Genomic DNA, 21,887 nt, shown 5'->3' with positions numbered 1-21,887 from the left:
TACAATATCTTATGCATATCGCGCCTAATATTCTCACTTTTGTTTTATTGTTTTATCTTTTTTTCTTACTTATAACCTCTTTAACTAGGTCATATAGCTTTTCTGAAGCATTAGGTATTCCTAATTTCTTAGATGCATTCGTCATTTTCATTAATTGATCTTTATCCATCATTATGCGATCAATTTGTTCGATTAATTTCTTTCCAGCAAGTTCATTTTCCTTTAATAATACTGCTGCTTGGTTTTTACTTAAGGCCATCGCATTTTTTTCTTGATGGTTGTTTGTTACATATGGACTTGGAATTAAAATAGCTGGAATACCAAGAGAAGTAATCTCAGCTAGGGTTGTAGCACCTGCCCGTGTTACAGCTAAGTCCACTCCAGCTAACACTTCTGGCATATTATATACAAACGGTTTTATGACCAAGTTTTTCGGATTGCCTACAAGCTCAACCTCTTTCTTAACCTCATTGTAATGTGCTTCTCCCGTTATATACAACGTTTGATACGGCTTTTCTCCAAGCTCTGCTAGCGTACGAATAACTGCATCATTTATCGGACGAGCACCTCTACTTCCACCAAATACTACAACAGCAGGAGTTTTAAGATTTAATCCAACAGAAATTCTACCTTTAAGGCCATCTTGTCCTTGAACCTCACTTGCACGTGGATTTCCAGTTAAGACAACATTCTTTTTAGGGAAAAAGGGACGAGCCTCCTCAAAACAAATGGCGATTGCATCTGTATATCTACTCAGAAACTTATTTGTTAAACCTGGAACACTGTTTTGCTCATGAATAATAGTCGGTATGCCCATTTTTGCAGCTGCAAATACAACAGGTCCACATACATAGCCACCTGTTCCAATGACAACATCAGGCTTGAATTGTTTAAGAATTTTCTTGCTATCCCGAACACCCTTCATAAATCTATAAATTGTTTTAACATTATCTAATGATAACTTTCTACGAAACCCAGTAATATGTATTGATTTAAACGGAATACCCGACTTTGGTACAATTGTACTTTCTAATCCTTTTTCCGTTCCTATATATAAAAATTCAGCATCTTTGTTCGTTTTTTGCAATTCTTTAATGAAGGCCAGAGCAGGATAAATATGCCCACCTGTTCCACCACCACTTACAACAACTTTCATTCTGTCACCTCATGTATATTTACACTATTATTATCAAAAAGAATTATAAACCACTTTTATCTATTCTACTATACTTATAGGTTTATCAAGAAACGATAACCTATAATGTCATTGAAATGTAATAAAAATGGAAAAGTCGATACTTGTTTAAAACAATCCAAAATAGTTCGATTGTTCTGTCCATCATCATAAATAGAAAAAGAAACCCCTCCAAATATGGAATGGGGTTTAGAGCTAATATCGCGAATAACGGCTAACATTTAATAATACTCCAATGGCCATTAGCATTAATGTTAATGAAGAACCTCCATAGCTTAAGAACGGTAATGTAATTCCGGTAACTGGGATTAGACCAGTTACTACCCCTATATTAATCATAACCTGAATCGCAACCATTGCAATAATCCCTACCGCTAAGAAGCTGCCATATAAGTCGGGAGCACCAAGCGCGATTCGAATTCCTCTCCATAGTAGAAGAGCAAACAATAAGATTACCAATGATCCGCCAATAAAACCGAGCTCTTCAGATAAGATAGCGAATATAAAATCAGTTTGCGGTTCAGGTAAATAAAAGAATTTTTGCCGGCTTTGACCTAACCCTAAACCTAGTAAGCCCCCTGGCCCTATCGCATATAAAGATTGAATGATTTGAAACCCACTCCCTAAAGGGTCCTGCCATGGATCAAGGAAGGAGGTAATCCTTTTAATTCGATACGGTGCTGAGATGACTAGTGCGGCAAAACCAGCTAATCCAATAAAGCCTAAGAATAGAAAATGACGAATTCTTGCACCTGCAACAAAAATCATCACGATACAAGTTCCAACCATCACCGTTCCTGTTCCGAGATCTGGCTGGATCATGATTAAACCGAAGGCAAGAAAAACAAGTCCTAATGATGGCAATAATCCCGACTTAAAAGAGGTGATAAGCTTTTGTCTTTCCGAAAGGAACTTTGCTAGAAACGCAATCATCGCTAACTTCATAAACTCTGATGGCTGAATTGAAAAGGCACCAATTCCAATCCAACTTCGTGAGCCATTCCGCACATTCCCTATACCAGGAATCAAAACGAGAATAAGCATGACGAAGCAAATGATGATGATGACCTTTGCCCAAGTTTTCCATGTCCAATAATCAACATTCATGATAAAAAACATGGCAATAATTCCAGCACCTGCAAATAACAGCTGACGCTTTGCAAAGAAAAATGAATCATCGAATTTATAGTCAGCCCAAATTGCACTAGCGCTATATACCATCGTTAACCCGATTGCTAACAATAATAACGTTACGATTATTAATACTAAATCTGGTGTTGATTTTTTTATCGGCAAGGAAAACACCTCTACAGCTAGTTTAAGGGCACTTAATGATCAAGTACGTCTCACTTTGCAAAGGTGTTTTAAGTAAATCTGCAGCGAGACAAGCCCTTACTTAAGCTTATGCACCGCTTCCATAAAAATGTCTCCTCTGACCTCAAAAGTTTTATATTGATCCCAGCTTGCACATGCAGGTGAAAGCAGAATCACATCGCCAACGTCAGATAAAGCAAAAGCAGCGGGCACAGCTTTCTCAACATTATCGACACGTTGAATTGTTTTTATTCCCGCCCCTTTGGCTGCCTGCTCGATTTTTGGTGCAGTTTCACCAAATGTCAGAATGGCTTTTACATTCTCTAATGATGGAACCAATTCATCGAACTCATTGCCACGATCTAGTCCTCCTGCTAAGAGAATGATTGGCTCATCGAAAGCAGCAACAGCATTTTCGGTTGCGAGTATATTCGTCGCTTTCGAATCATTATAGAATCTACGGCCTTCTAATTCTCCTACATATTGTAGACGGTGCTTAACACCTGCAAATGATGATAAGACTGTTTTAATTGCCTCATTCGATACACCAAATATTTTCGCTGCAGCAACTGCAGATAAGATATTTTCTAGGTTATGCGTTCCGGGCAAAACAATATCCGAGCGGTGGATGATTCTTTCGTTATTAAACGTAACCCAGCCTTCCGATACATAAATTCCATCATCTAACACGCGTTTAGATGAAAACGGAATAATAGTAGCGTCTGACTTCTCAGCTATCCTGATCGTTTCTTCTTGGTCATAATTTACGATGAAAAATTCATCTTTTGTTTGATTTTCTGTAATACGAGCTTTTGCATTCACATACTCTGACTTTGTTCCATGATAATCTAAGTGTGCATCGTATAAATTTGTTAAAATGGCAACCTTCGGATTAAATTGGTCAATCCCCATGAGTTGAAACGACGATAACTCAATCACGATAGTATCATCGAAAGAAGCTTCCTGAGCAACCTCTGATGCGACAGTTCCTATATTCCCAGCGATCAAAGGCGACTTCTGCCCAACTGTAAGCATTTCGTGAATCAATGTTGTCGTTGTTGTCTTTCCGTTTGTCCCTGTAATCGCTATAAAAGGAGCTTCACTGATTTGGTAAGCTAATTCAACTTCTGTCAAAACAGGAATGCTTCTTTCGAGTGCTCCTTCTACCATTGGATTAAAGTATGGAATTCCCGGATTTTTCACAATGAATTCAAACCCTTCATCCAAAAGTTCTAGTGGATGAGAACCACAAATCACCTTGATTCCCTGCTCTAATAACCCTTGTGCTTCAGGGTTTTCAGAGAAAGGTTTATAATCATTTACAGTCACAAATGCTCCTAGTCTATGTAAAAGGGAAGCAGCACTCACACCACTTTTAGCTAAGCCTAGCACCAATACTTTTTTATGATAATATCGACTAATTGTTTTCACCCTACATCCACACCTCTATATAGATTCCTAAAATGGCACAAAGCAATCCAACCGTCCAAAACGTAACAACAACTCTCCACTCAGACCAACCTACTAACTCAAAATGATGATGAAGAGGACTCATTTTAAAGATTCTTTTACCTGTTGTCTTAAAGGAAATGACTTGCAAGATGACCGATAATGTCTCAATAACAAATACCGCTCCTATAATTAGTAAGATAAATTCTAGTTTAGCTAATATTGCTATCGTTGCAATCGCACCACCTAATGCAAGCGAACCAGTATCACCCATAAACACTTTGGCGGGATGAGCATTAAAAACAAGAAATCCTAATACCGCTCCAACAACTGCAACTGCAAAAATGGATAGTTCAAATTGCGATTGACTCCAAGCAAGCACTGCAAATGCACCAAAGGCAATTGCTGATGTCCCTGATAGCAACCCATCTAATCCATCTGTTAGATTGACTGCATTTGAAAAGCCAACTAACCAAAATATAATAAAGAACACATAGCCCCAGCCTAAATCAAATGAGAAATCAACAAGTGGAATATGAATAACTGTTGAAAAATCATGCTGCTGGAAAACAAAATAGAAAATAACTGAGATGATGATTTGTCCTAGTAGCTTCTGCTTTGATGTTAAACCTAAATTCCTTTTTAAAACTACTTTTATAAAATCATCTAAAAATCCAAGTAAACCAAAACCTAATGTGACAAGTAATAGGAGATAGGTCGTCACAGTCGGCTCAGAAAACTTATTGGTCATCACCAGCGTTGTAATTGTAATTGAGAGAAGAATCATTATCCCACCCATTGTAGGCGTACCCGTCTTCTTCAAATGAGACTGTGGCCCTTCTTCACGTATACTTTGACCAAACTTTAATCTTCTAAGGAATGGAATAAACAGCGGTGAGAGAAGGACAGTAATAAGAAAGCCCATTAAAATTGTAAAAAAGATCACTTGTTCCATCATTATTACTCTCCTCCTCTACTCATCGTATTTTTATTACTTTCAATCATTTTTGTCATACATTTTATAATTTCATTCATCGTCTTCATATAACCTTTCTTCCTGCCAGTCTGACAATTTCTTTTTTTATACAATATCTACTCGTCAACAGTTAAAGACTTTTTTCTAAAATTGCATCTTTAGCTACAAGGCGATCATCAAAATCAAAATCTTGCTTGCCAATCGTTTGATACGTTTCATGCCCTTTACCAGCAATCAAGATCACGTCTCCTGCGTTTGCTTGTTCTATCGCATATTGGATCGCTTTTTTACGATCAATAATGGATGTAAACGATTCACCAGTAACACCGTTTTCCATATCCTTTAGAATAGCTTTAGGATCCTCGCTACGCGGGTTGTCTGAAGTAAAGATAGCATCCGTGCTATACTTACAAGCAATTTGAGCCATTAATGGACGTTTTGTTCTGTCACGGTCTCCTCCACACCCAACAATCGAAAAAATCCGACCACTTGCGAATTCTTGTACCGTTTTCAAAGCATTTTCTAGGCTATCAGGAGTATGTGAATAATCAACAATAACAGAGTAATCTTGGCCAGCATCTACCGCCTCAAAGCGACCAGCAACTCCATCGATTTTCTCTATTGTGCGCACAATTGTTTCTAAAGGTACTTGGCAAGCAATCCCTGCTGCAATAGCTGCAAGTACATTGTATACGCTAAATTTCCCTACGAGCTTCATTTCTACTTCACGCTTACCGAGTGGGCTAATCAATGTAAATGTGGTTCCTTTAGCAGTGATTCGAATGTCTTTTGCTAAAAAATCTGCTCCATTGTCAATTCCATAAGTTAATACATGAGCTGTTGTTGATTTTGCATACTGAATGGATGCATCATCATCAACATTTAGAATTGCATATTTAGGGTTTTCATGGTGAAAATCACTGCCAAGCTGTGCAAATAGCAAACCTTTTGCTCGCTTATATTCATCCATCGTATGATGATAATCAAGATGATCTTGTGTAAGATTTGTAAATACGGCTATATCAAAATCACAACCGTGGACACGGCCTTCATCCAATGCATGGGATGAGACTTCCATCATTGCTGTATGTACGTTTGATTGCACCATTTTATGAAAGATTTTCTGTAAAGCTAAGCTTTCTGGTGTTGTATTCTTTGTTTCTTGAACTTCGTCCCCAATTTTCGTATACATCGTTCCAATTAGGCCAGTTTTTTCACCAGCTGCCTTCAGAATATCATCAATTAAATGGGTAGTCGTTGTCTTTCCGTTCGTTCCAGTTACACCGATTAAGCGTAGCTTTTTTGTTGGCTGGTTGTAATATGCATCTGCAAGGACAGCCATAGCTCTTTTAGTATCTTTTACAATGACTACAGGAACATCTATCTCCAATTCTTTTTCAGCAAGAATAGCTACTGCTCCGCTTTCAACCGCTGACTTCGCAAAGTCATGGCCATCAACTGTATACCCTTTTATACAAATAAACAAGCTTCCCACTTGGACTTTTCGATTGTCATTTTCAATTGAAGTAATTTCAATTGATGATGCTTCATGCTGCTTAAAAGGTTCTATTATGTTCATCACTTTATGTAATTTCATTGAGTGTTCATTCCTCTCAATTGATAACTCTTTCCACATTATATCGATATGGATGGCGATTATTATTTTACATGAAAATGCGTCTTTACGCTATTTGTTTTCTTATTCTGAACATTGAAGACCAGATTTCTCTCTGAAATTTTCCAACATCCAGTTCATAAGACTCCCTATCGATTATCTTTAAATGGACTGAAAGTAGGCGCGTTTAATCGTCGCCTACTTCATCCTGTGCTTTGTCACCAAAATACAATCGGATCGTTGAGCCTTCTTTCAGCTTCACACCAGGTTCAGGCGTTTGTTGAACGACCGTGTCTCCTTGTCCGCTTGATTCAATCGTCAAATTCAGAAAGATTTCTCCAATCTCCCTCTTTGTAATCCCAACTAAATTCGGCATTTCAATTAATGGAACATCTGGCCACGCAAGCTCTTTTTCTATTTGACCTTTTCGTGGTGCTACGCCCATCGCCCTTAAACTGTCTCCAATAATATTCCCAACAATCGGGGCTGCTACAACACCACCAAACTGAACTGTTCCTTTCGGATTATCAACTGCTGTATAGACAACTATTTGCGGATCATCCGCTGGTGCAAAACCAATAAAGGAAACAATGTGATTATTCTCGAGGTAACGGCCACCAGCTGCTTTTTGGGCAGTACCTGTTTTTCCACCAACACGATACCCTTCTACGAATGCTTTTTTCCCTGAACCTTGGGCCACGACACTTTCAAGTGCATGTCTGATCTGATCAGATGTTTCTTTCGAAATGACACTTCTTTTTGCTGTTGGTGATTTCTTCATGATCACTTCACCTGTTGCAGGATTAATTAGCTCTTTAGCAATGTATGGTGTGTACAGAGTCCCTCCATTTATCGCTGCTGAAATGGCAGCAACTTGCTGAATCGGAGTAACAGATACACCTTGTCCAAAGGCGGTTGTTGCTTGCTCTACAGGTCCAACTCGATCCAAGTTGAATAAAATCCCTCTTCCTTCACCTTGTAAATCGATTCCTGTCTTCGCACCAAAACCAAAGTCACGGACATATTGAAATAATTTATCCTTACCTAAACGTTCCCCGAGTTCAACAAAGCCTGGGTTACAGGAATTTTGAACAACTTCTAAGTAAGATTGACTGCCATGGCCACCTTTTTTCCAACAACGCAGCTTTGCCCCTCCAACTTCAGCAAAGCCAGGATCATGAAAATGGTCGTTCTCTAAATCTACCTTTCCTTCCTCTAGCGCTGCTGCTAAGGTGATAATTTTAAACGTCGAGCCTGGCTCATACGTGCTCCAAATTGGCAAATTACGATTGTAAACATCAGGTGCAACCGATTGAAAGTCAGCCGGATCAAATGTAGGTCGACTTGACATCGCTAATATCTCTCCAGTATTTGGGTTCATCGCAATTGCGATAATGCCATCTGGATTATATAATGCTTCAGCAATATCAAGCTCCCGCTCCATAATTGTTTGCACTTTCGAATCGATTGTCAAGGCAAGGTTGTTCCCATTAATAGGTGCCTCATAGTCATCGGCTAATTCATTCATCCGATGCCCTTTTGCATCCGCATAAAATTTCACTGCACCTTTTTGTCCTTGAAGCTCTTTGTCATAGTAAAGCTCCAATCCCATTAGCCCTTGATTATCAATTCCTGCAAAACCTAATACATGGGATAGATAGCTTCCAAACGGATAATGGCGCTTCGAATCTTCTCCAATATAGACTCCAGGAATCGCCAAAGCACGAACTTCCTTTGCCTTTTCATGTGAGATTTTCCTCCCCACTTTTAGTCGAACACTACGTTCTTTAACGGTTATTTCTTTGTAAATCTTCTCTACAGAATCCCCTAATGCATTCGCTAATTTCTCAGCAGCATCTTGAGGGTTTTCCACTTGCCTCGGAATAACGTAAACTGTTGGTGCACTAATGTTCGTCGCTAAAGCTACACCATTACGATCTACTATTTCTCCTCTTTCTGGTTCAAACGTAATATTTCTACTCCAAAGATCCTTAGCGCCGTCTGTCAGCTTATTCCCAAGAAAAAACTGTACATAGCCTAATCGCACATCGATAATTAAAAAAATTAGAATACCAATGAATAAGGCGAGAGTCAACCGTTTGCGAACAGTAACATTTGATACACGCATACGTAAAAACGAACCTCCATTCCAATCATTCTCGTTTCAATATATGCTTGTACCAAAATGAATAGAACGCATCACCCCTTAGGCAATGCGTTCTATGTATCAATTAATCATACACTTCAATTTCTTCGCCTTCCTCACCTGATTCTTCATACGAACCAGAGAAATATGCTTCCGGTGAGACAAATTCCACAATCAAGTAATCACCTTCAACAATTTGCGCTCCAGCTGAAAGACTTTGCTTTACAGCATACCCTTGTCCAACCGAGTTTAATTTTACATTCGTCACTTTAGCGAACTTCATGACATCCCTCAATGACCAACCATGCATATCAGGCACAGTAATGGCTCCATCTGTTAGAATCATTACTTTTTCTCCATTTAATAGATTGCTCGTATCATTAGGAGCTTGCTGTATTACCTTGTCACCATCACCGATAATCACAGGGTTTAGGTTTAAGTTTTTCAATTGTTCTTCTGCTTCAGAAGTTAATAAACCACTCACATTCGGCATTTTATTTGTAACAGGTTTCTCCGATGTAGTCGGCTCAATATTAAGGTAGTGCAAGCTGTTTTTCATGACTGGATTAAAGATCTCTGAAACAGGCACTGCCCCATTTGTTCCTATATCAATATCTGGCTGTTGAACTGCAACATAAACGATTAACTCAGGATCATCTGCAGGTGCCATTCCTAGAAAGGAGAAAATGTAATTGTTATGCCCTTGTAAATATCCTCCACCATTCGGGTTTGGAATTTGTGCGGTTCCCGTTTTCCCTGATACTTCATATCCATCTATATGAAAACGCTGACCTGTACCATTTTCTGATGAAACGACTGTTTCTAAAATATCACGAACTTCTTTTGCGGTTTTCTCTGAAATCGGAGTACCAGTTATTTCTGTTTCATTGTTAGCAATTTCTTCACCAGTGCTTGGATCTACAACCTTTGAGATGACATGTGGCTTCTTCATCGTCCCATCACTTGCAATTGCAGTTGCAGCTTGTATTTGCTGAATCGGTGTAAATGCAGAACCTTGACCAAAACCTGTTGTCACCCTCTCCAACGGCCATTCATAAACGATCTTCCCACCAGTTTCGTTTGGGACATCTATGTTTGTTGGTCGATCTAATCCAAATTTCGTCAAGTAATCTCTAAATGAATCATAGCCTAATTGTTCTTTCACGATTTTCGCAAAAGCAACGTTCGAAGATCTTTGTACTCCTTCTAAATACGTAATCGTACCCCAACCACGACCACCATTATGGTCACGAACAGGACTAGAACGTTCGGTCACCTTATAAGAACCAGACTCAAACCAACCATTAGATTGAAATACCCCTTCTTCAATTGCCGCAGCGAGAGTAAAGATTTTCATTGTAGAGCCTGGCTCAAACGAATCCTCAACGACTAAGTTATGCCATGTTTCATTGATGCCTTCTCTTGTTTTAGGATGAAAAGTGGGGCGTTGGGACATAGCTAGAATATCGCCTGTTTTCGGATCAGCTACAACAGCAACCATCTTCTCAGGGCTATATTTCTCATCAACTTGATTCATCGCATCTTCTAATAATGTTTGGATTTTCTTTTCGATTGTTAAATACACATCAAAACCGTCTTTAGCCGGTTCAATGATTTGATCGCGATTCGGAATAAGCAAATTCCATAAATCAGCCTCATATTCAAATCGACCGTTTTTCCCAGTTAATTGTTCATTTAACGTCTTCTCTATCCCTAGCATCCCAACATCAACAGATTGCTTCGATTCTGTTTCCTGTTTATCCACATAACCGATTAAGTGTGAGGAGAAAACACCATTCGGATAAAACCTTTTTTTATCTTGTATAAAACCAAGACCTGGGAGATTCATTTCTTCAATTTGCTCTTTTTGTTCAAACGTTAAATCTCGCCCAGCACTTCCAAATTCAACTTGAAACGGATCGCCACCTGGTGTCAATATGCTATATATTTCTGACTCATCCAGATCGATCACTTGAGCGAGCTCCTTTGCTGTATAAGCTGGGTCGACAACATGTCTCGGATTCTCTTTATTTGATGTGTATTTCTCATCTAATATTGCAATGAGCTTATATGAGTTTACATCCTCCGCAATCACTTCTCCGTTACGGTCATAAATAGTTCCTCTATTCGCTTCCAAAACCTTTTCCCGATGATACAAGTTCTGTGCCTTCGCAACAACAGAATGTCCTGCAACTTCTCCAGTAATTTGTATCGAAAGGAAGCGGAACAATATGACAAAAAAGAGCAGGCTAAATGCTATAAATAATAGCGCTGCTCCAGCATTAATATTTCGTTGCTTCTTTTCCATTAATCGTGCACAACCTTCGTATTTTGATCATTTTGAATGAGTCCTTGTCTCACTGCTTCCTCACGAAGGCGTTCAGGTGTTCTCTTTTCAGAAACTTGGTTGGATAAATCCATATTTCTTACTTGTTGTGTCTCAAGATCTGTTTGCATTGACTGCATATCTTTATTAAGCATATAGATGGATGATGCATTCGATAAGACTTGAACTGCACCAAAACATAAAATCCCTGCGAATACTAATCCCAATACTTTTTCACCAGGTGAAAACCAAGCTTTTTTTTGTTTTACCTTTTTTGGCTGTGGTGCAACTGTTTGTTGCTGATGTTGCTGTTGCTGTATCTGCCTCGCTAAACTGCCCATGTTTCCCCTCCTATGTATCGTGAACGATTATTTTATTTTCTCTGCTATTCGTAATTTTGCCGACCTTGACCGGTTGTTTTGCTCTAATTCCTCTTCACTCGGACCAATCGGTTTTCGGTTAATCAGTTTAAGTGTTGGTTTGAATTCCTCTGGAATGACAGGTAGCCCTGGTGGTAAATTTGGAACTTCGCTTGCTTTCTTGAAAATGGTTTTACAAATACGGTCTTCCAATGAGTGGAAAGTGATCACACTGATTCGTCCACCTGGGTGTAATATATCTATTGCCTGTTGCAATGAGTTTTCGAAAACACCTAACTCATCATTCACTGCTATCCGGATTGCTTGAAATACCCTTTTAGCAGGATGTCCACCTTTTCTTCTTGCTGGTGCAGGAATGGCATCTTTAATCAACTCAACTAATTCTCCCGTTGATTGAATTGGTGCCTTTTCTCTTGCAGCCTCAATTTTCCTGGCAATCTGCTTTGAAAACTTCTCCTCTCCATACTTGAAGAAAATTTTCACAAGCTCACTATACTCCCATTCGTTCACAACATGATAAGCGCTTATGCTTGCTTCATTATCCATTCTCATATCCAACGGTGCATCATGGTGATAGCTAAACCCTCTCTCAGGAGTATCAAGCTGAGGAGAGGATACACCTAAATCATAAAGTACACCATCAACATTTGTAACGCCTAAATGAGCTAACTCTTCTTTTAAATGTGTGAAGTTACTTTTTATAATTGTTAATCGGTCCCCATATGCTGCAAGCTTTTCTTTCGCATTAGCGATTGCTACATCATCTTGATCGAACGCATATAATTTTCCTTCTGGTGATAACTGCGAGAGAATTAATTCACTATGACCAGCCCCACCTAAAGTACAGTCCACATAGACCCCATCAGGTCTAATATTTAGTCCGTCTACCGTTTCATTTAATAGTACTGTTGTATGTTTAAACAACGCTGCTTCATCCTTTCCAACCGCTCTTATGAGAATGATCAAATATCAAACCCAATCATATTTTCTGCAATTTCGGCAAAAGATTCCTCTGAATCTGCAAAAAATTCTTCCCATAATGGTTTACTCCAAATTTCAATTCGATTGGATACACCTAGGACGACACATTCTTTTTCCAATTTTGCATATTGCTGAAGTGGTGATACGATATTGATTCTGCCTTGTTTGTCAATTTCACACTCGGTAGCACCCGAAAAGAAAAACCGGGTAAAAGCTCGAGCATCTTTTTTTGTGAGTGGGAGTGCCTTCAATTTATCTTCAAGGATTTTCCATTCTGTCATTGGGTATCCAAATAAACATTGATCTAAGCCGCGCGTTAATACAAACGCTTCACCAAGATGATCACGAAACTTAGCAGGCACGATCAATCGGCCTTTACTATCAACGTTATGATGGTATTCACCCATAAACATACCCACTACACCCACTTTCTAACACAAATGTACCACAATCCCCCACTTTCCTCCACTTTTTTTTATTAATTCTATTTGTCAGTTTTATTTCCTGCTGAAATAATTATCTTTTTACATCATTCGTTCGTGTGATTTTAACAAGATTAGCTCCTATTTTTATCTCGTCTTGTCAAACTCCTCTTGTTTTTGTCTCATCTTGAATCATGTTCGTTATTTCCCACCCAAACATAGACAGAAACTGACTAATTTATAAATTAGTCATAAAAAAAGACCGCAGACAAACAAATAAAATAGTTTGTCTACAGTCTATAACCGAGAAAAAGGAATCTCGTCACTTATTATAATTTTATTAGCTTATGTGTTCCATCAAATGTATATGGTAAGTGGCTCAATTCTTGGAACAAATGAATGCCATATCGATTTAATAAAGGCAAAGCATTTAATGTTCTTTCTTGTGGGCCATTCATTGGGCGTAAATGGATACCAACGCGCTCGTATTTAGTAATTTTCACATGATGTTTTAATTGAATTGATTCTGTTACTTTTTTTTCAAGGAATTGAACTTGCTTTTTTATACTTGCTTCATTTTTTTCTAAAAGCGACAATACACCTTTTGCCTCTTTTAAAGTATACTGCCTAATTTCTTCATAATGTTCGTCAATCATGTTCAGCAAACTTTTAAAAAGTTCATCCTGCTCCTTGCTTTGAAGTGAATCTAGATAAGCTTGCTTTTGCTGCTCGATGCCATTGCTTAATACATCTGCAAATTCAAGATTCAACTCTTGTAAATCTGCCTCGACATTTCGTTCAACTAATGTAAGATTGAGCCTCGGAACAATTGGTGGCATCTTTACTTGTAGATAGTCAAACATTAGCTTAAGCTCTGCCCAATAAGAAATTTCTCCTGGTCCAGCTATAAAGGCAAGTGTCGGAAATAGCCTTTCTTGCATATAAGGGCGGGTAACAACATTATTACTTAATAAAGATGGTGTAGTTTTTGCTATTTGCACTAACTCAGCTTTTGTAAATGTCACCGTTCTCTCTTTATCAATAAACAAGTCGTTTTCCTTATCGTAATCGAGTAGAATGCGCTCTCCAGTTTTTGGATCACAATAAAAAAGATTAGCAGCTTTCATTGATAATTCAATTATCGGAGTCATCCCTCTTGTCTGCAATTCAGCTTGTTGTCTCTTTACCGCATCTGTAATCGGCTCAGCTTCTTCAATTAATTGAATAAACACTTCTTTTTGGAGCTCTCGAAAATGCTGATCTCCAGAATCAACAATTAATAATCCTGATTCCTTAAACATTGCCATAATAATTGAGCTAAAGAAGTCAACATAAGTCATTGATGATTCAATCGCATCTTCAATTAATTGAAGCAACTGTTTCGTATGCTCAGTTTCCTCTAATCCTTCCAACAACTCCTGCACCCATTCTCTACATACATCTTTATTCAAATGGATGTTTGAAACCATTCTTTTATCAAGTACCTTCTCAGGATACACCTTTTTTTCTAACCGGTGTTCTATTTGCAAGAAGAGGTGATTCACTTCTGCGTAATCATGGTCTTCTCCTGCAATCCAAAAAACAGGTACAACTGGTATTTGTAATTGTTCTTCTTTTTGCTTAGCTAAGACAATAATCGATAGTACTTTATGTATTGTATAGAGTGGACCTGTTAAGATACCCGCTTGCTGTCCTCCAATAATCACTGCACTATTAGACTCTTTTAGTTTATTTAAAGATTTTTCCACAGCCTTTGAAGAAGGATATTTCTGCATGTATCTTTCCACATGGTTTGCAAGTTCAACTCTATTAAATTGACGATTCGCTAATTCCCCTAATCGAATTCGATCATGATCAGTGTCATTATAGCGATAATGGAATAAATCCATCATTTTTGAAGACTGAGCAATATAATCAGTCGCAAATTGGTTTGCCGCAGGCAATGAGAGATCGATCATCTCCATTCAAGAACTTCCTTTCCTCAATACAGTTTCTACATAGTCATATTGAGTATAGCATTCTCATAAAAGAAATGAAAAAAACTTTGCTTAAACAATTTACGGCATAGAAATGAAATAGACCACGCTCCGAAATAATCCGAAAATAAATAAAAGAAAATAGACCACTGAGAACAATAAAAAGTTGATTCGTAAAAAGCCTTTCAGAACTTTTGTTAAATGGATCTCGTTTTTCTTCTTCCAATAAACCGTCGTAAAAATGACGCCAATTAGAAACACAATAACTAGGATCAACCATAACAGCGACATGCCCCAAACCTCTATAATCATAAAATGAACGGAAAAGATTAAAAGCAATGCTGTCCCTTCGATTGCCGTTTGTACTGCAAAACGATGGTTCTTTGTCCATTGCTTAACAATAACAAAGACAACGAGGTATGCGAATAAAGGAATGATAATAAACGTCGCAACAACCCCAGATAAAAGACCACTCATCCTCACTCCTCCTATTGATTCTCCTCCCCTTTAATACATAGGTATAAAGCGAGTGTAAGAGGAGATTCGATTTTTTTCTCTTTTGCTCTTTCTAATAAGTAGCCCAGAATTGCATCTATTTCTGTTTGACGTCCTTCTTCTAAATCCTTTAACATGGAAGATCGATTCGTCTTTGTTTTTTCACATACTGACACAACATGGTTGAAGGTCTCTTCTCGATTTGAGATCGATAGAATAGAACTTACTTCAGCGAAATACTCTTTCATTAATTGATGATAAAATCTATTTTCGATTAGACAACCATTCGGTGCTTTAGCAATCGCTGTTAATGGATTAATGATTGCATTCACGACTAATTTCTCTTCAAGCATCCCTAAGTATTCACTTCTAAGAAGAAATGGAAATTCTGTTTCTGTAAACTCTGTAACAAATGCCTGAAGCAACTCGTTTTCTTCGCCAGAATGCAGTGCCAATTTCGTCACGGCTACTCCGGTATGCTCAACATGGTTATCTCGTGTTTTTAGTGCACCATGTTCAACTGTTGCAACATATACTGAACGAGCCTCAAAAAATGCTAATTGTTTTAAATGACCCATTCCATTTTGTAAAAACAAGTAATTTCCTTTTTTATTTGATTGATTATTGAATTGCTGTAAACATCGTTCGATGTGATATTGTTTAACAGCAACAATAGTTAGATCCTCCGAACCTGACCATTCATCAGTATTTTTCACACGGCAATAATGATTTTTTATTACTTCGCTCTTTTTGAAAAAAAGACCTTCTTTTTTTATTGCTTCATATTGAGTATCTGAACGTACATAGAGCGTAACATCAAATTTCTTATGTAAATAGTGTGCAAAGAGCAATCCAATCGCTCCTCCACCGAAAATGGCTATTTTCTTCATGATCCATCACCTTACTTATACAGTATTATTTTATCAGAACAATTAAGAGATTGTACCTATATTCCGCAAGAAAATGTCAATCTATTTTCCTATAAAATTTCTTTATTGTTATTTTTCTTTCATTTTAATGAATCAACCACAGACAGCTTCACCAATCCATTGCATTGTTTTTTCTTAGGCAAAATCTTCTGTCGATGTCTTAACCTTCTGATTGGATTAAAACCCATAGATGTTCTTTTTTAATTATAAATAAAGGTTATCTTTCGGCTTAAAAAGCTTCAAGATAACCTTATTATTGAATATTATACCGGATAAACTGGATGTTTTCGGACGCTAAATGTCAATTCTTTCGTATCATACTGTTCAAAACGACGGATTAAAGAACTACGAAGATCCTCAGGTGCAACAATATCATCAACAATCATCTCAGATGCTAAACGGTAAATATCAATTGTTTCTTTGTATTCATTTTGCTTTTGCTGAACATAGGCAATTTTTTCTTTTGGATCTTCAATCTCATTGATTTTATTTGAATAAACAGCATTTACCGCAGCTTCTGGTCCCATTACCGCAATTTGTGCTGTCGGCAATGCAATACAACAATCAGGTTCAAAGGCTGGACCAGCCATTGCATAGAGTCCTGCACCGTATGCTTTGCGGACGATAACTGATATCTTAGGAACCGTAGCAGAGCTCATTGCAGCAATAAGTTTTGCACCATGACGAATAATTCCCGCTCTTTCTACTTTTGTACCAATCATAAACCCAGGTACGTCTGCTAAGAATAGCAACGGGATATGGAAAGCATCGCAAAGTTGAATAAATTTTGCACCTTTGTCTGCAGAATCAACAAATAAAACGCCACCTTTTACTTTCGGCTGGTTTGCAATGATTCCGACAACCTTCCCACCCATTCTCGCAAATCCTGTAACAAGCTCCGGAGCAAATAGCTTTTTAACCTCATAGAATGAACCTTTATCAATAAGCTGATCAATTGCTTCGTACATATCGAATGGTGCATTCTGATGGACAGGAATGATTTCTTCTAAAGAACGCCCAACCTTTGGTTCAATCGCTTCGAACGCCGCTGGCTTAACAGTAAAGTTGGCAGGAAAATACGATAAATAGCTTTTAGCAGATTCAATTGCATCTTCTTCATTGTAGACTAAAACATCCCCACAGCCACTAACACTGCAATGCATATGTGCGCCGCCCATTTCTTCCAACGTTACTTTTTCTCCAATCACCTTCTCTGCCATTCTTGGAGAGCCTAAATACATTGATGCATTTTGATCGACCATAATTACAATGTCACAAAATGCAGGAATGTACGCTCCACCAGCTGCCGACGGTCCAAATAATAAGCAGATTTGTGGTATCACACCAGAAAGTTTCACTTGGTTATAAAAAATCCTTCCTGCTCCCCTACGGTTAGGAAACATGTCAATTTGATCGGTGATTCTGGCTCCAGCTGAGTCGACTAAGTATAAAAGTGGCACTTTTAATTTTTCAGCAGTTTCTTGTATACGAATGATTTTCTCTACAGTTCGAGCCCCCCATGAGCCCGCTTTAATCGTAGAATCATTTGCCATTACACAAACCGTTTGTCCACCAACTTTCCCAATTGCTGTTACAACTCCATCAGCAGGAAGGTCATCCGCCATACAATTCGCAAACTTACCGTCCTCCTCGTATTTGCCTTCATCAAAAAGGAGCTCTAACCTTTTCCTAACAAATAATTTATTTTGCTCATTAAGCTTTGCATGGTATTTGGGTTGTCCACCCGATTCAATTTTTTCGATTCGCTGTTTTAACAATTCTGATGCTTGTTGAACAGTTGTCATATTCGTTCCCCCTTTGTTCTGCTTTATTCTAATTCCAATAGTACGTCTCCTTCATTGACAAAATCGCCAACAGCAAATTTTACGTTTACCACTTTACCAGCTGCAGTGGATTCTACCGGAATTTCCATTTTCATTGATTCAAGGACAAAAACCGTTTGTCCAACCTGTACCTCTTCTCCTTCATTCACTAATACATTAAAGACTGTTCCTGCCATAGCTGAATTTACTTGTTTCATCGTTCTTTCCCCCTAGATTATTGTTTAATAGGTAATTGATTCAAATAAGTAGTTGTATATAAGCCTTTTTTAAAGGATGGCTCGCTCAAGATATTTGCAAATAATGGTGCATTGGTTTTAATTCCTGTAACTTTAAACTGATCAAAGAAATCTGTTGCTTTCTCAATCGCATCCAAACGAGTCGTTCCGGATACAATGATTTTCGCAACCATCGGATCGTAAAAAGGAGAAACAACCCCTCCTTGTTCATAGCCATAATCAACCCGAACATCTTCAAACTGTGGCCATTCTAAAAGTTCAATTTTCCCGGGTGATGGAAGAAAATTAATAGGATCTTCTGCATATAATCGAAATTCAATCGCATGCCCATTATAGGTTAACTGCTCCTGTGTTAAAGGTAGTTCTTCACCTCTAGCCACTTTTATTTGCCATTCAACTAAATCGAGCCCTGTAATCTCTTCAGTAATTGGATGCTCCACTTGCAGGCGAGTGTTCATTTCTAAAAAGTAAAATTGCTCATTTTTATCGACAATAAATTCAATGGTTCCTGCATTTTCATACTGCACCGCTTTTGCTGCAGCAATCGCCATTTCAAACATTTTTTCCCTTGTTTCATTTGAAAGAATTGGAGAAGGAGCTTCCTCAACAACTTTCTGATTTCTCCTTTGAATTGAGCAATTTCTTTCAAAAAGATGAACAATTTGGCCATGAGAATCTCCGAATATTTGAACCTCAATATGCCTTGCCTCATCTATGAACTTTTCAATAAACAATTCATCTGACCCGAAATATGCTTTTGCTCTTGTTTTGATGGAATCAAAAGACTTAGTGAGCGCTTGCTCATCTTCACAGCGCACCATTCCAATTCCTCCACCACCACCACTCGCCTTAAGCATAACCGGAAAACCAATCTCATTGGCATACAGAATGGCTTCGTCAATCGTCTTAATCCCATCTGTTCCAGGGACGACTGGTACATTCGCTTCAACCATTGTTTTTCTTGAAACAATCTTATCTCCCATCATTTCAATTGTTCTTGGTTTTGGACCAATAAACTTGATCCCCTCTTCTGCAATTTTTTTAGCAAAAGCTGTATTCTCTGATAAAAAGCCATACCCGGGATGGATCGCATCTACTTTTTCAGCTTTCGCTACAGCTAAAATTTCATCGGTATTTAAATAAGACTTATTTACTTGCGGCTCTCCTACACGATGCGAGTAAGTAGCTTGCTTTACAAAAGGCATTTGTTCATCTGCATCCGAATAAATTGCTACTGTTTCAATTCCTAGCCTTTCACATGTTTTCATAATTCGAAGGGCTATTTCTCCTCGATTTGCAATAAGAATCTTCTTCACATAGAAACCCCTTTCGTTTAATTGACCAATGATGTAGTTTTGGCGCAATATTATTTATTTCTGCAATCTTCTGTATATTCCTTCTTTTTTATTGTAAACGCTTTCTCTTCTATTGAAAAGGCTTTTTCTTTTGCGGCTAATTGGAAGATTTAGAATTGAAAAGAGTAAAATTGCAGAATTTTTTATTAAATTGCTATATAATGAGAACAGATACTATTCATTCATATAAGATCATTCACAACTGAAGGGGGAGTTTACGCAATGGCTTACAAGGTAGAAAAATTAAAAGTAAATTATAAAACATTAGAGGAATTTAAAAAATTTAAAGAGTACGGACTCCAAGAATTATCGATGCTTGAAGATTTAGAAGCGAATATTATTGAAAATGACAGTGAATCACCTTTCTATGGGCTCTATTTCGGGGATAAACTTGTCGCTAGGATGAGCCTCTACCAAAGAGATGCCAAGTTTGATCTCTACTTTGATCCTCAACAAAACTACTTAGAAGTTTGGAAGCTTGAAGTACTAGGTGATTATCAAGGAAAAGGGTATGGAAAAGCTTTAGTAGACTATGCAAAAGAATATGGGCTTCCTATTAAAACAAACCCTCGAGTAAAATCTAAAGGTTTTTGGGAAAAGATGGGCTTCACTTCCGTTCAATACGATATGGAAAGAGACTTAGGTGAAAATCCTTTAATTTGGTCTCCTAAAGGGGTCAAAGAGGCAAAAAACTAAACACAAACACAAAAGGATCATTTTCTCTTTTATTCAAGAAAATGATCCTTTATTAATTCTTGAACATGTACAAGATGCGGAAAAGCTCTAGATTCTTACCTTTTTTCTATCTTCTTCTTTAACAGTGACCATTTTTCTAGCTCTCTCCATTAAATCTACAAGTGCTGAGTAATCCTGTTCTACTTGCTGTAATTCTTTTTGCATATTCTTCATCTCATTTGTTAACGTACGATTACTTTGTTCAAGTTCTTGAATGCGGTTTTGATACGCGTTTACTTGATCTTCGTTTTCTACTTGATTCGCAACTTTTTCATATAAGCTTTTAACTGTTTTAATGATTGTTTCATAGCTTACTAATTCTTCTACTTGCTTAGAAGGTTCATTCGCTGTGGTTGAAGGAAAACAGACATGATTTTCATCCTTTAACTCGACAAATGATTTTTTCTTCAACTCTTTTCTCTGTTTCTTTGCTAATTCAATTCCGGACTTATATTGCTTCCTTACATAAGAATTCCAACGAAATCCACATGCTGCTGCTGTTCGAGTCAATTGTTTTCCAACTTCATCAAATGCTAACAACTGTGTCCCCCCTTCACGAATATGACGAAGGACAACTTCAGCTAGAAGCAAATCTTCATCCTGCGACCATGCATCCTGTCTCGTTGACATCATTCAAATCCCTCCTACTGTTTTTCTTTAATCATATGCTGATAGAGGAAAAGATAGACTGATATTATTTGAGTTTATTCGGACGGAAATAAAGGGTTATTTTTTCAGGAAATTGTTAACTTTTTGGTGATGAGCATCATCTGCCCAAAGCATTGCACATTCTTTTACTTCTTGCTCGATCCGGCTCTCAATTTCTACACGGTTCCATTTAGCCAACTGGACTTTTTTATACGCACACAATACAGATGTCTCCACATTAAGTAAATCGTTTAGAAAGTCGGTGCATGATTGAATCGGATCATTGTTAAAGGTTGAATGGATAAATCCAAATGCTTTTAATTCTGATATAGAATACACTTTTGCATTCATCAGCATCTGAAGCGCATTGGCCGTATCAAGCTTCTCAAGTAGCATTGTACCGCCACCCCAGCCTGTTGTTATTGCAAGTGAACCTTGAATAAAGCCAGCTTTTATACCTTGTCTAGCAATTCTAAAGTCACAAGCTGTTGCTATTTCACACCCGCCACCAACAGCGTGTCCATTTAGTATTGCTACAGTAGGTTTGGGCAAGAATAATAATTTACATAGTACATCTGACATTCTTTTTAACATGGGATAAGCTTCTTCCTCTGTCCTTAGTGCATGGAATACTGAAAGGTCACCACCTGAACAAAAAGCCTTGTCGCCTTCACCTATAATCGCTACCACTTTCACATCACGCTGTTCAGCTAACTTTATTAACTGCTCAAGCCCTTCCATCACCTCATAATTAATCGCATTTCGTTTCTCTGCTCTAGTAATCGAAAATAATAAGAGTCCATTTTGTAATAACTCAATCTGATACGCTTTCGTCATTGAATTTCCTCTCTTCACTTCAAGTTAC

The 21,887-nt window shown here is 37.9% G+C and carries 19 protein-coding genes; 1 reads left to right on the top strand and 18 read right to left on the bottom strand.

The genetic code is table 11. The annotated features are described in order from the left end of the window. Window positions 1–52: 52 nt before the first annotated feature. From murG to AC6F34_RS08620, 16 genes are all read right to left on the bottom strand, one after another. Complete coding sequence (gene murG, locus AC6F34_RS08695) at window positions 53–1,156, bottom strand: undecaprenyldiphospho-muramoylpentapeptide beta-N-acetylglucosaminyltransferase (RefSeq protein WP_500771106.1); 1,104 nt, start codon at window positions 1,154–1,156, stop codon at window positions 53–55. Between the two features lie 234 nt (window positions 1,157–1,390). Continuing rightward, window positions 1,391–2,491: a stage V sporulation protein E gene (gene spoVE / locus AC6F34_RS08690; RefSeq protein ID WP_500771104.1), complete on the bottom strand. Its 1,101-nt coding sequence runs from the start codon at window positions 2,489–2,491 to the stop codon at window positions 1,391–1,393. A 96-nt stretch (window positions 2,492–2,587) separates the two neighbouring features. Continuing rightward, window positions 2,588–3,940, bottom strand: coding sequence for a UDP-N-acetylmuramoyl-L-alanine--D-glutamate ligase (murD, locus tag AC6F34_RS08685; protein ID WP_500771102.1), 1,353 nt, complete (start codon window positions 3,938–3,940; stop codon window positions 2,588–2,590). A 1-nt stretch (window position 3,941) separates the two neighbouring features. Further along, window positions 3,942–4,916: a phospho-N-acetylmuramoyl-pentapeptide-transferase gene (gene mraY, locus AC6F34_RS08680; protein ID WP_500771100.1), complete on the bottom strand. Its 975-nt coding sequence runs from the start codon at window positions 4,914–4,916 to the stop codon at window positions 3,942–3,944. A gap of 148 nt (window positions 4,917–5,064) precedes the next feature. Beyond that, a complete protein-coding gene (locus tag AC6F34_RS08675) occupies window positions 5,065–6,531 on the bottom strand; it encodes a UDP-N-acetylmuramoyl-L-alanyl-D-glutamate--2,6-diaminopimelate ligase (protein ID WP_500771098.1) in 1,467 nt (488 codons plus the stop codon). 205 nt (window positions 6,532–6,736) lie between these two features. Continuing rightward, window positions 6,737–8,677 (bottom strand): stage V sporulation protein D, encoded by a 1,941-nt coding sequence (locus AC6F34_RS08670; protein ID WP_500771096.1) that lies wholly within the window; start codon window positions 8,675–8,677, stop codon window positions 6,737–6,739. Window positions 8,678–8,780: 103 nt separating this feature from the next. Further along, entirely contained in the window at window positions 8,781–11,003 is a 2,223-nt protein-coding gene (locus AC6F34_RS08665) for a penicillin-binding protein (protein WP_500771094.1), read from the bottom strand. Further along, a complete protein-coding gene (ftsL2, locus tag AC6F34_RS08660; RefSeq protein ID WP_500771092.1) occupies window positions 11,003–11,362 on the bottom strand; it encodes a cell division protein FtsL in 360 nt (119 codons plus the stop codon). Before ftsL2 ends, AC6F34_RS08665 begins: the two co-directional genes overlap by 1 nt. Before the next feature lie 27 nt (window positions 11,363–11,389). Further along, a complete protein-coding gene (rsmH, locus tag AC6F34_RS08655) occupies window positions 11,390–12,325 on the bottom strand; it encodes a 16S rRNA (cytosine(1402)-N(4))-methyltransferase RsmH (protein ID WP_500771090.1) in 936 nt (311 codons plus the stop codon). A gap of 38 nt (window positions 12,326–12,363) precedes the next feature. Continuing rightward, window positions 12,364–12,795, bottom strand: a complete 432-nt coding sequence (gene mraZ / locus AC6F34_RS08650; protein ID WP_500771088.1) for a division/cell wall cluster transcriptional repressor MraZ — start codon at window positions 12,793–12,795, stop codon at window positions 12,364–12,366. Window positions 12,796–13,133: 338 nt separating this feature from the next. After that, on the bottom strand, window positions 13,134–14,768 hold the full coding sequence (gene bshC, locus AC6F34_RS08645) for a bacillithiol biosynthesis cysteine-adding enzyme BshC (protein WP_500771086.1): 1,635 nt from the start codon (window positions 14,766–14,768) through the stop codon (window positions 13,134–13,136). 93 nt (window positions 14,769–14,861) lie between these two features. Continuing rightward, window positions 14,862–15,257 (bottom strand): DUF3397 domain-containing protein, encoded by a 396-nt coding sequence (locus tag AC6F34_RS08640; protein WP_500771084.1) that lies wholly within the window; start codon window positions 15,255–15,257, stop codon window positions 14,862–14,864. Window positions 15,258–15,268: 11 nt separating this feature from the next. Next, window positions 15,269–16,165 (bottom strand): 2-dehydropantoate 2-reductase, encoded by an 897-nt coding sequence (locus AC6F34_RS08635; protein WP_500771082.1) that lies wholly within the window; start codon window positions 16,163–16,165, stop codon window positions 15,269–15,271. Window positions 16,166–16,467: 302 nt separating this feature from the next. Further along, window positions 16,468–18,009 carry an acyl-CoA carboxylase subunit beta gene (locus AC6F34_RS08630; protein ID WP_500771080.1) on the bottom strand — a complete coding sequence of 514 codons (1,542 nt, stop codon included), beginning with the start codon at window positions 18,007–18,009 and terminating at the stop codon, window positions 16,468–16,470. Window positions 18,010–18,032: 23 nt separating this feature from the next. Beyond that, window positions 18,033–18,245, bottom strand: a complete 213-nt coding sequence (locus AC6F34_RS08625; RefSeq protein ID WP_500771078.1) for a biotin/lipoyl-containing protein — start codon at window positions 18,243–18,245, stop codon at window positions 18,033–18,035. A gap of 17 nt (window positions 18,246–18,262) precedes the next feature. Further along, window positions 18,263–19,600, bottom strand: a complete 1,338-nt coding sequence (locus AC6F34_RS08620; protein ID WP_500771076.1) for an acetyl-CoA carboxylase biotin carboxylase subunit — start codon at window positions 19,598–19,600, stop codon at window positions 18,263–18,265. Between the two features lie 261 nt (window positions 19,601–19,861). On the opposite strand from AC6F34_RS08620, the gene AC6F34_RS08615 reads away from it, so the two are divergent. Further along, entirely contained in the window at window positions 19,862–20,335 is a 474-nt protein-coding gene (locus AC6F34_RS08615) for an N-acetyltransferase (protein ID WP_500771074.1), read from the top strand. 87 nt (window positions 20,336–20,422) lie between these two features. On the opposite strand, the gene AC6F34_RS08610 is transcribed toward AC6F34_RS08615, so the two are convergent. Then, window positions 20,423–21,007: an RsfA family transcriptional regulator gene (locus AC6F34_RS08610; protein WP_500771072.1), complete on the bottom strand. Its 585-nt coding sequence runs from the start codon at window positions 21,005–21,007 to the stop codon at window positions 20,423–20,425. Window positions 21,008–21,100: 93 nt separating this feature from the next. After that, on the bottom strand, window positions 21,101–21,859 hold the full coding sequence (locus tag AC6F34_RS08605) for an enoyl-CoA hydratase/isomerase family protein (protein ID WP_500771070.1): 759 nt from the start codon (window positions 21,857–21,859) through the stop codon (window positions 21,101–21,103). Window positions 21,860–21,887: the final 28 nt, after the last annotated feature.

Source organism: Niallia sp. CD-39 (genome assembly GCF_059874745.1).
This window is presented reverse-complemented; position numbering and strand designations above follow the sequence as displayed.

Coding starts and splice junctions, on each gene's coding strand:
- murG (WP_500771106.1), bottom strand. CDS start 1,156: ATGAAAGTTGTTGTAAGTGGTGGTGGAACAGGTGGGCATATTTATCCT.
- mraY (WP_500771100.1), bottom strand. CDS start 4,916: ATGATGGAACAAGTGATCTTTTTTACAATTTTAATGGGCTTTCTTATT.
- AC6F34_RS08675 (WP_500771098.1), bottom strand. CDS start 6,531: ATGAAATTACATAAAGTGATGAACATAATAGAACCTTTTAAGCAGCAT.
- AC6F34_RS08670 (WP_500771096.1), bottom strand. CDS start 8,677: ATGCGTGTATCAAATGTTACTGTTCGCAAACGGTTGACTCTCGCCTTA.
- AC6F34_RS08665 (WP_500771094.1), bottom strand. CDS start 11,003: ATGGAAAAGAAGCAACGAAATATTAATGCTGGAGCAGCGCTATTATTT.
- ftsL2 (WP_500771092.1), bottom strand. CDS start 11,362: ATGGGCAGTTTAGCGAGGCAGATACAGCAACAGCAACATCAGCAACAA.
- mraZ (WP_500771088.1), bottom strand. CDS start 12,795: ATGTTTATGGGTGAATACCATCATAACGTTGATAGTAAAGGCCGATTG.
- bshC (WP_500771086.1), bottom strand. CDS start 14,768: ATGGAGATGATCGATCTCTCATTGCCTGCGGCAAACCAATTTGCGACT.
- AC6F34_RS08640 (WP_500771084.1), bottom strand. CDS start 15,257: ATGAGTGGTCTTTTATCTGGGGTTGTTGCGACGTTTATTATCATTCCT.
- AC6F34_RS08635 (WP_500771082.1), bottom strand. CDS start 16,165: ATGAAGAAAATAGCCATTTTCGGTGGAGGAGCGATTGGATTGCTCTTT.
- AC6F34_RS08630 (WP_500771080.1), bottom strand. CDS start 18,009: ATGACAACTGTTCAACAAGCATCAGAATTGTTAAAACAGCGAATCGAA.
- AC6F34_RS08625 (WP_500771078.1), bottom strand. CDS start 18,245: ATGAAACAAGTAAATTCAGCTATGGCAGGAACAGTCTTTAATGTATTA.
- AC6F34_RS08615 (WP_500771074.1), top strand. CDS start 19,862: ATGGCTTACAAGGTAGAAAAATTAAAAGTAAATTATAAAACATTAGAG.
- AC6F34_RS08610 (WP_500771072.1), bottom strand. CDS start 21,007: ATGATGTCAACGAGACAGGATGCATGGTCGCAGGATGAAGATTTGCTT.
- AC6F34_RS08605 (WP_500771070.1), bottom strand. CDS start 21,859: ATGACGAAAGCGTATCAGATTGAGTTATTACAAAATGGACTCTTATTA.